Consider the following 11,870-nt stretch of genomic DNA (forward strand, 5'->3'; position numbering starts at 1 on the left):
ACTCGCGCCGCGCCTGGGCCTGGTAGGCGGCCGCCGTGAGGAGGGCGGTCAGGGCCAGGGCCACCTGCCGTCTGCGTGCGATCATCAGCTCACCCCGGGGATGTCGTCTCTCTGCGTCCGATTTACAGACAAATGGGTACGAATCTGAATGCCGTCGCAAACAGTCCCGGCGGCCTCATTAACCCGTCCGGTGTCCGGAGGCGGGGCCGGACCGACCGTTCGTCGCACCGTTCGCCGACGCGATCGACCGCCTGGCGCAGATCCGCGTGCGCACCCTGTCCCGCCGGCGCGCCCTGCGGTGCCATACGCCCATGACGGCCGGAGACACCCTCACCCGCGGGACGACGACCGCCGAGCACGAGCTCGCCGCGCTGCAGCGCGAGCACGGCCGCCCCCTCTTCGCGCTGCTGCTACGGCTCTGCGACGGGGACCGGCAGCGCGCGGAGGACCTCGTCCAGGAGACCTTCGTACGCGCCTGGCAGCACCCCGAGGCGCTGCGCGCCGACGATTTCGACTCCGTACGGCCCTGGCTGCTGACCGTGGGGCGGCGGCTCGCGATCGACGCTCGGCGGGCCCGGCGGGCGCGTCCGCCGGAGGTCGGCGACGCGGTCCTGGAGAACGCGCGGGTGTGCGCCGACCACGCAGAGCGGGCGGCCGCGACGCTCGATGTCCGTGAGGCTGTGAAGACACTCACGCCGGAACACCGTGACGTCCTGGTGCTGGTGTATTTCCAAGGGGCCAGTGTTGCGGAGGCCGCGGAATTCCTGGGCATTCCACCCGGTACGGTGAAGTCCCGTGCGTACTACGCGCTGCGCGCCCTGCGCCGGGTACTTCCCGGATATGCGGCCGACCTGCGCTGAAACCGAAGGCCGCGCAAAGGCTTCGCAAAGCGCCTTGCTGCGGACCATGTTTGAGCAATCAGCTGTCTTCATCCGTGTTTCGGACCGGGGGCCCGGGTTCGGGCGACGCGCACGTACCGGAGGAAGGCAGGGAAGGATGCTGCACAGAGGTCACGAGAGCACGGGCGGGGCCGGCGGCGGCGAGCTGACCGTCCCCATGGCCTGGCTCTACGCCGAGTACATCGCCGACGAGCTGCTGCGGACCGGCGACCTGATGCCGCCGACGTCCTTCGAGTTCCGGGCCGGCCGCGACGCGCTGGCGCTGACCATCTTCCTCTCCGACACCGAAGGCGAACTCTCCGGCATCCAGGTCGTCTCCCAGCTGGAGAACTGGCTCTCGCTGACGGCGTACGACCAGCCGTGGCAGGACTGGGTGCGCGAGCGCATGGCCCGCCTCGCCGCCGACGCGGCGCGGTCCGGCGTCCCGTCGCCGGACCTGGAGCTGGCGGCCGAGGCCCGGCGCTGGCTGGAGGAGACCGAACTGCTCGCCCCCGACCTGGACGCGGTGCCGGGCGGCGGGTCGGCGGCCGGCGAGGACGACGGGCCGAAGGTGTGGACGCCGGCCTGGCGGCTCGGGCTGCCGCTCGGCCATCTCGCCATCCACCTTTTCTGAGCCGACGCCCGGAGCCGTTCCTGAGCCACTTCCTACGGGGCCGTTTCTGAGCCAACCCGCGCGGGCCGTCGAATTTTTCCGTACCGGGACCAATCCGCGGGCCCGGTCGCTCCGAACACCGTGATTGCGATTCTCCGCGTGGCTTGAGTGATTCGGCTGTCCGGTGCGTACGGGTGGGAGCACGGAGTAACGCCACCCCCACCCAACGGCACGAGGATTCGGCATGAGGTCCCTGGAAAGGCATCGCGACGTCGGCGCCTACGCGCTCGGCGTGCTCGACGAGGCGGAGACGTTCCGCTTCGAGGACCACCTCATGGAGTGCCCGCGCTGCACGGCACACATGACCGAATTCGGCCACGCCACGCGGCAGTTGATGCTCTACCGGCGGGCCACCCCGCGCTTCGTCCACCCCGTGCCCCAGCCCGCCCCCCGGCTTCTGGACCGTCTGCTCGGCGAGGTGGCGGCCCGGCACCGGGCGCGCCGCCGGCGCTTCCTGTACGGCCTGGCCGCCTCGGTGGTGCTGGCCGCCTCCGGTCCCGGGCTCGCCGCGTACGCCGGTCACGGGAGCCCGGCCGCACAGGTCATGGCGGCGACCGACGCGCGGTCGGGCGTGTGGGCGCGGATCGCGACCGAGGACGCGGCCTCGGGCAGCCGGATCGAGCTGAGGGTGAAGGACGGGGCGGGCCCCCGCTCCTGCCGGCTCGTCGCCGTCGGCCGTGACGGAACGGAGCAGGTGGTGACCAGCTGGACCGTCCCCGACCACGACGCCCGGATGAACACCGTGCAGGGCGGCTCCGCACTGCACCCCGACGAGATCGCCCGGTACGAGGTCCGCACCGCGGACGGCCAGGTACTGGTGGCCATGGGAGCCCACTAGGGGCACCCCTTGGACGGGAGCGCCTCCCGGGCTCGGTACATCCATGCCGAATCACTTCGCATGACGGCGGGGCTCACTTCAGCAGCCGCGACATCCTGCGGTCCGCCAGCGGCTTACCGCCCGTCTGGCAGGTCGGGCAGTACTGCAGCGAGGAGTCGCTGAAGGAGACCTCGCGAATGGTGTCCCCGCAGACCGGGCAGGGCTCGCCGGTGCGGCCGTGGACCCTCAGCCCGCTCTTCTTCTCCGCCTTGAGCAGCCCGGCGGCGACGCCGCGGGAGCGTGCGACCGCCTCGGTGAGGGTGGTGCGCAGCGCCTCGTACAGGGCGTGGGTCTCCTCGGGGGTAAGGGACGCGGCGCGTTTGAACGGGGACATCTTCGCGGCGTGCAGGATCTCGTCGCTGTAGGCGTTGCCCACGCCGGCGATCAGGCTCTGGTCGCGCAGCGCGCCCTTGATCTGGCGGCGCTCGTCCCGCAGCAGGGCGGTGAAGCGGTCCTCGTCGAAGTCGTCCGCGAGGGGGTCGGGGCCCAGGCGGGCCACACCTGGGACGTCCTGCGGGTCGTGGACGACGTACACCGCGAGGCGCTTTTGCGTCCCCGCCTCGGTGAGGTCGAATCCGGAGCCGTTCTCCAGGGCGACCCGGAGCGCGAGCGGGCCCTTGCCGGGGTGCGGGACTCCGTCGGGGAGGCGTTCCTGCCAGCGCAGCCAGCCCGCGCGGGCCAGGTGGGTCACGAGGTGCGGTCCGCCGTCCGTCGCGATGTCGAGGAACTTTCCGTACCGGCGCACGGCGGCGACCTGGTGGCCTTCGAGCGCGGTGGGCGCAGGGTCGTACGTCTTCAGGACGCTGATCGCGACCGGCAGCACCCTGACGACCTCGTGGCCGATCAGGTGCTCGGTCAGGAAGTCCTTGAGTGCTTCCACCTCGGGCAGTTCCGGCATACGACCAGGGTGCCATCGGCAGGCCGGACACTCAGCCCGGCTCCGGTACCAGGAACTCGCACCACACGCACTTGCCGCCGCCCCGCGCCTCCACGCCCCACACGTCCGCCAGCCGGTCGACCAGCAGCAGTCCGCGGCCGGAGACGCCCTCCTCCCCCGCGTCGCGGCGGCGCGGCAGGGCGCTGGAGGAGTCGTCGACCTCGACACGCAGCCTGCGGTCGCTGCCGCTGAGGACCTTGAGGGTGACGACCGCGCAACCCTCGGTGTGCATCAGGACGTTGGTGATCAGTTCGTCGGCGACGAGCTCGATCTCGTCGGTGCGCTCTCCCGCGCCCCAGGCGCCGACCGCGGCGCGGATCAGACGGCGGGCCAGGCCGAGGGCCTCGGGATCACCGGGCGCCACGTGCTGCTGGAACCGGCCGCCGGTGCGCACCGCGTCCAGGCCGCGGCGGCGCAGCAGGAGCAGGGCGACGTCGTCGGCGCCGCCGCACTCCTCGGCCACCTCGATGAGCCGGTCGGCGAGGTCGCGCACGTCGTCGGGGCCCTTGGCGATGAGCGTCGTGAGGGTGCGCATGCCGTCGTCGAGGTCGGCGCCCGGCTGCTCGACGAGGCCGTCGGTGCACAGCAACAGGGTCTGGCCGGGGGCGAGTTCGAGGGTGGTGACCGGGTATTCGAGCTGCCCGAACTCGCTGGACAGGCCGAGCGGCAGCCCGCCCTCGACGGGGATGCGCAGACAGCTGCCGTCCACGTGCCGGACCAGCGGGTCGATGTGCCCGGCCCGCACCACCTGGACCACTCCAGTGGTCAGGTCGGCCGCCGCGTACAGGCAGGTGGCGAACCGGTCGGTGTCGAGCTCGTGCAGGAAGACGGAGGCGCGGGCCATCACGGTCGCCGGGGTGTGGCCCTCGGTCGCGTAGGCGCGCAGCACGATGCGCAGCTGCCCCATGACGGCCGCCGCGTGGGTGTCGTGCCCCTGGACGTCGCCGATGACGGCGCCGACCCGGCCGCCCGGCAGCGGGATGAGGTCGTACCAGTCGCCGCCGATGTCCCGGCCGAGGGAGGCCGAACGGTAGCGGACGGCGACGTCGGCGCCGCGGACGCTGGGGATGGTGCGCGGCAGCATCGCCTGCTGCAGGCCCTGCGCGAGGTCCTTCTCCTGCTCGTAGAGCATGGCCCGCTGCAGGCTCTGCGCGACGCTGGTGCCGAGCGCGACCAGGACGGTCCGCTCCTCGGCCGAGAAGCCGCGCCGGTCGTTGTAGAGCAGGCCCATGGCGCCGATCGGGCGGGCCTGGGCGATGAGGGGCAGATAGGCGGCGGAGGTGATGTCGAGGTCGAGGAGGTGCGGCCACAGGATCGGGTAACCCCCGGCGAACTCCTCCGGGGACTCGATGAACCGCGGGCTCAGGGTGCGGACGACCTCGCTCATCGGGTACGGCTCGTCGATCCGTGTGACCCGGGTGCCGGGCACGAAGCCGCCCGCGGGCCCCTCGGCCACGAGCCGGATACGGCTCGCCTCCACCAGGCCCATCACCAGGCTGGCCACGCCGAGGTTCCGCAGGCCGACGGTGTCCTTGAGGACGTCGATGACGTCCTGGACGCTGCGGGCGTGCGACAGGGCCGCCGTGATGAACTGCACGACGTCGGTCTGCCGGCGGAAGGCCGCGTCCTGGGCGGCGCGCAGGCTGCGCGCCTCGCTGTCGGCCAGTTCCTCCGTGGCGTCCCGGACGATGCCGATGACCCGGCGCGGCCGGCCCGTCTCGTCGCGCCGGATGTAGCCCTGCGAGCGCGCCCAGCGCAGCGTGCCGTCGCGGCGGCGGACGCGGAAGTACGCGCCGTAGTTCTCGCTGCCGTCCTTGATGGCCCGGGCCACGGCGGCGTCGAGCCGGCTGCTCTCCGGCGGGGGCACGCGGAGCGCCAGGGTCTCGGGCCGCCCGTCGTACTCCTCGGGGAGCAGGTCGAACACCTGGTACGCCTGGGCGTCCATGTGGAACAGACCGGCGTCCAGGTCCCAGTCGAAGGTGCCCATGCGGTTGAGTGCCAGGAACGGATCCGGGTGGGCCGGCCAGTCGTCCGGGACTGACAGGGCGCTCGCTCCCCGATCAGCCATGGAGCCACCTTGACAGGATTCGCCCGATTCTTCGACCCGTGCAGGCGATCCGTCTTCGGCCGGTGCCGACGATCCGGGTATCCGCACCACGCTCTCCCCCATCACGTCATCACCTGGGACGGTTCGCCACTATTGTCTGCTTCACTCACTCGGGTCACGCAAGCGGAGCGACCCGGCACGGAGGGTGACATTCCGGCGAGGGCGCCACACTGAAGGAAGGAGCGCACGGCCGTGGACTGGTTCACCGCACCCGACTACTGGTTGAGCCGACTGGTCTTCCAGCGGGCTCTGGCCGCCGTGTATCTGGTCGCGTTCGTGGTGGCGGCCCGGCAGTTCCGCGCCCTGCTGGGCGAGCGCGGCATGCTGCCGATCCCCGACTACGTCGCGCGCATCCGGTTCCGGCGGGCGCCGAGCCTGTTCCAGCTGCACTACTCGGACCGCTTCTTCGCGCTCTGCGCCTGGACGGGATGCGCGGTGTCGGCGGCCCTGCTCGCGGGCGTCGACTCCCTCGTCCCGCTCTGGGCCGGGATGCTGCTCTGGCTCGTGCCGTGGGCGCTGTACCTGTCGATCGTCAACGTGGGTCAGACCTGGTACGCGTTCGGCTGGGAGTCGCTGCTCCTGGAGGTCGGCTTCCTCGCCGTGTTCCTCGGCAACGACGAGGTCGCCCCGCCCGTCGTCGTGCTGTTCCTGCTCCGCTGGATCCTGTTCCGGGTCGAATTCGGTGCCGGTCTGATCAAGATGCGCGGCGACGCGTGCTGGCGGAAGCTGACCTGTCTGGACTACCACCACGAGTCCCAGCCGATGCCGGGCCCGCTGAGCTGGTTCTTCCACCATCTGCCCAGACCCCTGCACCGCGTCGAGGTGGCGGCGAACCACTTCACCCAACTCGTGGTGCCGGCCTTGCTGTTCACCCCGCAGCCGATCGCGTCGGCCGCGGCCGCCCTGATGATCGTCACCCAGCTGTGGCTGGTGCTGTCCGGCAACTTCGCGTGGCTGAACTGGATCACCATCGTGCTGGCCCTGTCCGCGATCCGGTTCCCGACCAGTTGGCCGTCGGTGCCCGCGGCCCCGCTCTGGTACGAGATCGTCGTCCTGGCCGTCGCCGCGCTCCTGGTGTTCCTGAGCTACCACCCGGTGACGAACATGATCTCCCGCCGCCAGGTCATGAACCGCTCCTTCGACCCGCTCCACCTGGTCAACACCTACGGCGCGTTCGGCAGCGTCAGCCGGATCCGGTACGAGGTGGTGGTCGAGGGCACGCGGGACTCGCTGCCGCACGAGGACTCGGACTGGCGGGAGTACGAGTTCAAGGGCAAGCCCGGCGACCCACGACGCTGGCCGCGCCAGTTCGCCCCCTACCACCTGCGGCTGGACTGGCTGATGTGGTTCGCCGCGCTGTCCCCGGCGTATGCCGGGGAATGGTTCGGCGGACTGGTGGAGCGGCTCCTGGAGAACGACCCGGCCACCCTGAGACTGATCCGCCGCTCCCCCTTCGCGGCCGACGAGCCCCCGCGCTACATCCGCGCCCGCCTCTTCCGCTACCGCTACACGAACTGGCGGGAGCTGCGCGAGACGGGCGCCTGCTGGGAGCGCGTGTACGTCCGCGAGTATCTGCCGCCGACGCGGCTCGCGGCGGCGGAGCGGTCGTAGCGCCCCCGGCGTGTCCGTCCGCCCCCGGCGCCTCACTCCCGCCGCAGTCGCAGCGTGACCAGCTCGAACGGCCGCAGCCGCACCGCGATCCGGTTGCCTTCGTGGTCCGGCCGGGCCGCGTCGGCGAGCGGCCGCTCCAACAGATCGGTCACCGCCACGTCCGCGACCTCGAAACCGGCCGTCAGCGTCGCCCGGGTCCGTCCGCCGTGGGCCTCGTGGAAGCGGACCACGACGTCGCCGCTGCCGTCGTCGGCCAGTTTCACGGCCGTGACGACCACCGCGTCGTCGCCGGCGGACACGCTCACCAGCGGGTCGACCGCGTGGGCGCCGGTCCGATGCCGCTCGGGCAGGTTGATCCGCCAGCCTTCACGGACCGCGTCGCCGATGCCCGCGCCCGGCACCAGGGCGTGCCGGAAGCGGTGGACGCCCTGGTCGGTCTCGGGGTCGGGGAAGCGGGGGGCGCGCAGCAGTGAGACGCGCACCGTGGTGGTCGTACCGCGGTCGCCGTCCGCGCGTACGGTGCGGGTCACGTCATGGCCGTACGTCGAGTCGTTGACCAGTGCGATGCCCCACCCCGGCTCCTCGACCTGGATGAAGCGGTGGTTGCAGGCCTCGAACTTGGCTGCGTCCCACGAGGTGTTGGTGTAGGTGGGGCGATGAAAGTGCCCGAACTGGGTCTCCGACGCGTACCGTTCGGCATGGACGTCGAGCGGGAACGCCAGCTTGAGGAACTTCTCCGTCTCGTGCCAGTCGACCTCGGTGTCGAGCACCAGCCGCCGCTCCCCCGGTGGCAGGGACAGCAGTTGGGTGATGCGCGAGGAGCCGAAGGACCGGACGATCCGCGCCGACGCGCCGTCCTCGCCCGCGATCACCTCGTCGGCGTCCGTGAGGTCCGTGACCGTGTTGCGGTAGAAGGCGTCGACGTCCCAGGCGTCCCACATGTTCGGCAGGTCCGGGTGGAGTTGGAGGAGGTTCGCCGCGCGGCCCGGCGCGATCGTCTCGCGCTCGGCCTCGATGTCGTACACGGACACGACCAGGCCGTCGGCGTCGATCGACACCCTCAACAGGCCGTTGTCCAGGACGAATCCGCCACCCGGGCGTAGGGTGCGGACCGTCTCGCCGGTCGTGTGCCCGGTTCCCGCGCCGCCCGCCGGGATGCCGTGGCGCGCGTGCGGGGCGGCGTTGAAGGTGAGGGGGGTCGTGCCCGCGCCGGCCAGGGCGCGCTGGGCCGCGTCGATGATCGCCTCGAGTTCGTCGGCCACGCGTGCGTACGTCGCACGGGCCTCGCGGTGCACCCAGGCGATGGAGGAGCCCGGCAGGATGTCGTGGAACTGGTGCAGCAGGACCGTCTTCCAGATGCGGTCCAACTCCTCGTAGGGGTACGGGAATCCGGTGCGCACGGCGGCCGTGGCGGCCCACAGCTCGGCCTCGCGCAGGAGGTGTTCGCTGCGGCGGTTGCCCTGTTTGGTCTGGGCCTGGCTGGTGAGGGTGGCGCGGTGGAGTTCGAGGTAGAGCTCGCCGACCCAGACGGGCGGGCGGTCGTATTCCGCTTCGGCCTTCGCGAAGAACGCCTCGGGTGTCTCCCAGGCGACGGTCGCCGAGCCTTCGAGGTCGCGCAGCCGGGCCGCCCTGGCGATCATCTCGCGGGTGGTGCCGCCGCCCCCGTCGCCGAAGCCGGTGGGCGCGAGGGAGTGGCGGGCATGCCCCTTGTCCTTGAAGTTGCGGACCGCGTGCGCGATTTCATGGCCCCGCATGGAGCAGTTGTAGGTGTCGACGGGCGGGAAGTGCGTGAAGATCCGCGTGCCGTCGATGCCCTCCCACAGGAAGGTGTGGTGGGGGAACGTGTTCGTACGGGACCAGGAGATCTTCTGGGTGAGCAGCCACTTGGAGCCCGCCGCGCGGATGATCTGCGGGAGCCCGGCGGCGAACCCGAAGGTGTCGGGCAGCCACGCCTCCTGGTTCTCGATGCCGAACTCGTCGAGGAAGAACCGCTTGCCGTGCACGAACTGGCGGGCCATCGCCTCGGAGCCGGGCATGTTGGTGTCCGCCTCCACCCACATCCCGCCGGCCGGCACGAACCGCCCGTCGGCCACCGCCTTCTTCACCCGCGCCCACACCTCGGGCCGGTGCTCCTTCACCCAGGCCCACTGCTGGGCCTGGGACATGGCGAAGACGAAGTCGGGCTCGTCCTCCAGGAGCGCGGTCATGTTGGCGGCCGTGCGGGCCACCTTCCGTACGGTCTCGCGCAGCGGCCACAGCCACGCCGAGTCGATGTGCGCGTGGCCGACGGCACTGATGCGGTGGGCGGAGGGAACGGCGGGCGCCGCCAGCACATCGATGAGGCACGAACGGGCTTGCTCGGCCGTGCCGCCCACATCCTGGAGGTCGAGGGCGTCGAGCGCCCGCTCCAGCGCGCGCAGGATCTCCCAGCGGCGCGCCGAGTCCACCGGCAGCTCGGCCATCAGCTCGCCGAGCACCTCCAGGTCGATCACCAGCTGCCACACGGTCTCGTCGAGGACGGCCAGGTCCATGCGGGCGAGTGTGTACTGGGGCGCGCTGCCCGCGGTGTCCTTGTCGCCGAGCGGGGTGGGCACGAAGGGGCGCGGGCCGAAGACGACCGGATTGGAGGCGGCCTCGATGTGCAGGCGCACCTCCTCCCCGCCCGCGACCGGCGCGCCGATGCGGACCCAGTGGTTACGGGGGTTGAGGCCCTTCACCGGGGTGCCGTCGGGCCGGTAGACGAGTCCCTCGCACTGGAAGCCGGGCATGCTCTCGTCGAAGCCGAGGTCGAGGAGGGCCTCGACGGTCCGGCCGGCCCATGCCTCGGGGACGGTCCCGGTCACACGGAACCAGCTGGTGCCCCAGGGAGCGCCCCACCGGGCACCCACCTCGATCGGTTCGGGCTCGGCCGCGAGCCCCTCCCCGACCGGCACGGGCTCGCCCGGCGCGTGCCACACGGCGACCTGAAGCGGTACGGACTCGGGGTACACGGCGGGGCGGACGCGCTCGTCGAGGACCCGCTTGAGACGGGCTTCGACCAGGCTGCGATCGTCATGCATGCGGGCGCTCCGATGCTGGTCGCGGATGGCTGCCGGGGTGCGCGACGGGCACGGGGCCGACGGGCACACCCCCAGCGTCGGCCGTAAGTGTCCGCCGGACAACCATGCCGCCGGGCATCGACGCCCGAGCGGGTGCAGGTCGGCCGGCATCGGGGTCTCGACGTGGTGCGCGCCGGAGGGCACAGTTCTCCTGCACGCGTATCGTACTGACGAGTAAGTCTTCAGCCTCCAGGAGCAATCGTGACCAACTGGGTCGGCCGGACCGCCACCGAGATCGCCGCAGCCGTACGCGAGAAGCGGGCCACGCCGCGCGAGGTGGTGGCCGAACATCTCGCCCGCATCGAGCGCCTCGACGGCCGGATCGGCGCGTTCCGCACGGTTCGCGCGAAGGCGGCGCTCGCGGAGGCCGACGAGGTGGCGGGCCGTGCCGATCTGGCCGAACTCCCGCTCGCCGGCGTGCCGGTGGCCGTCAAGGACAACCTGGCCGTGCGCGGGGAGTCGACCCTGAACGGCTCCGCCGCGACGCCGGACACCCCCGCCGACGAGGACCATGTCGCCGTGGCCCGGCTCCGGGCGGCGGGCGCGGTGGTGGTGGGTCTGACGAACGTGCCCGAGCTGTGCATCTTCGGTACGACGGAGGGCGTGCACGGCACGTCCCGCAACCCGTGGGACACCAACCGCACGGCCGGCGGTTCGTCGGGCGGCAGCGCGGCCGCGGTCGCCGCCGGCCTGGTGCCGCTGGCCATCGGCAACGACGGCATGGGCTCGCTGCGCATCCCGGCGGCCAACTGCGGCCTCGTCACGATCAAGCCGGGCCACGGCGTGGTTCCGGCGGGCTTCGGCAACGCCGACTGGTTCGGCATGTCCGAGAACGGACCGCTGGCGACCACGGTCGAGGACCTGCGCCTGATGCTCACGGTCCTCGCGGACACGGAGTTCGTACGCCGGGAGGAGCCGGCTTCGCTGAACATCGCCGTGTCGCTGCGCAGCCCCCTCGTCGGCGTCGCGATCAGCAAGCCGTACGCGGCCGCGGTCCGCGGGGCGTCGGGGGTGCTGACCAGGGCCGGCCACGCGGTGCAGCGCGCCGAGCCGCCGTACCCGCTCACGCTGGGCCTCACCGCGCTCCAGCAGTGGACGGCGGGCACCGCGGTGAGCGCCGAGGGCCTCGACCCGGCCCTCCTGGCCCGGCGGAGCCAGGTCCACGCGGCCGTCGGCCGCCGTTTCCTGCACACGGTCCGCACCGGCGACAGCCGTGAGCGGCTGCGCAGCAGGCTGGAGCCCTTCTTCGCCGAGTACGACGTCCTGCTCGCCCCCGCCCTCGCCCGCCGCTCCCCCCAGGCCGGGCCGTGGCACGAGCGCGGCTGGCTGCGGAACATCCTGGCCAACACCGCGTACTCCCCGATGACGCCGCCCTGGAACCTCACGGGCTGGCCCGCGATGTCCGTCCCGTTCGGCACGCTGCCCTCGGGCGCCCCCTGCGCCGTCCAGCTCGTCGGCCGCCCGGGATCGGAGAAGACCCTGCTGGAGCTGGCGGAGCAGCTGGAGAGCTTCGAGCCGTGGCAGCGCACGGCGCCGCTCGACTAGCCAGCAGCGGTGGCGATCCGCCGCCGGACACACAGAAGCCGCGGCCGGGGGGGGGGGGGGGGGGCTGGGGGGGGGACCGGGGGGCGGGCGGCCGGGGGGCGCCCCCCCCATCCCCCCCGGGGGGGGCGGGGGGGGGGTCCGTCG

Annotated in this window: 8 protein-coding genes; 5 read left to right on the forward strand and 3 right to left on the reverse strand. The window is 72.3% G+C overall.

Features of this window, described 5'->3' with window-relative positions; all coding sequences use genetic code 11:
* Window positions 1-311 precede the first annotated feature (311 nt).
* The 3 genes from ABZ910_RS30185 to ABZ910_RS30195 all read left to right on the forward strand — a co-directional run bounded on the left by ABZ910_RS30185 (window position 312) and on the right by ABZ910_RS30195 (window position 2,389).
* Window positions 312-860: a sigma-70 family RNA polymerase sigma factor gene (locus ABZ910_RS30185; RefSeq protein WP_361371061.1), complete on the forward strand. Its 549-nt coding sequence runs from the start codon at window positions 312-314 to the stop codon at window positions 858-860.
* A 136-nt stretch (window positions 861-996) separates the two neighbouring features.
* Entirely contained in the window at window positions 997-1,512 is a 516-nt protein-coding gene (locus ABZ910_RS30190; protein ID WP_361371064.1) for a hypothetical protein, read from the forward strand.
* Window positions 1,513-1,735: 223 nt separating this feature from the next.
* On the forward strand, window positions 1,736-2,389 hold the full coding sequence (locus tag ABZ910_RS30195) for a zf-HC2 domain-containing protein (protein ID WP_361371067.1): 654 nt from the start codon (window positions 1,736-1,738) through the stop codon (window positions 2,387-2,389).
* 73 nt (window positions 2,390-2,462) lie between these two features.
* Here ABZ910_RS30195 and ABZ910_RS30200 read toward each other — a convergent pair whose 3' ends face one another.
* Both ABZ910_RS30200 and ABZ910_RS30205 read right to left on the reverse strand, forming a co-directional pair.
* Entirely contained in the window at window positions 2,463-3,326 is an 864-nt protein-coding gene (locus tag ABZ910_RS30200; protein ID WP_361371070.1) for a DNA-formamidopyrimidine glycosylase family protein, read from the reverse strand.
* 31 nt (window positions 3,327-3,357) lie between these two features.
* Window positions 3,358-5,433, reverse strand: coding sequence for a SpoIIE family protein phosphatase (locus ABZ910_RS30205; RefSeq protein WP_361371073.1), 2,076 nt, complete (start codon window positions 5,431-5,433; stop codon window positions 3,358-3,360).
* 231 nt (window positions 5,434-5,664) lie between these two features.
* Between ABZ910_RS30205 and ABZ910_RS30210 the strand changes: the two genes are divergently transcribed.
* On the forward strand, window positions 5,665-7,083 hold the full coding sequence (locus ABZ910_RS30210) for a lipase maturation factor family protein (protein ID WP_361371075.1): 1,419 nt from the start codon (window positions 5,665-5,667) through the stop codon (window positions 7,081-7,083).
* 32 nt (window positions 7,084-7,115) lie between these two features.
* On the opposite strand, the gene ABZ910_RS30215 is transcribed toward ABZ910_RS30210, so the two are convergent.
* On the reverse strand, window positions 7,116-10,142 hold the full coding sequence (locus ABZ910_RS30215) for a glycoside hydrolase family 38 C-terminal domain-containing protein (RefSeq protein WP_361371078.1): 3,027 nt from the start codon (window positions 10,140-10,142) through the stop codon (window positions 7,116-7,118).
* 240 nt (window positions 10,143-10,382) lie between these two features.
* Between ABZ910_RS30215 and ABZ910_RS30220 the strand changes: the two genes are divergently transcribed.
* On the forward strand, window positions 10,383-11,726 hold the full coding sequence (locus tag ABZ910_RS30220) for an amidase family protein (protein ID WP_361371081.1): 1,344 nt from the start codon (window positions 10,383-10,385) through the stop codon (window positions 11,724-11,726).
* Window positions 11,727-11,870: the final 144 nt, after the last annotated feature.

It is taken from the genome of Streptomyces sp. NPDC046805, from assembly GCF_040645355.1.
In the GTDB taxonomy this organism is placed as follows: Bacteria; Actinomycetota; Actinomycetes; order Streptomycetales; family Streptomycetaceae; genus Streptomyces.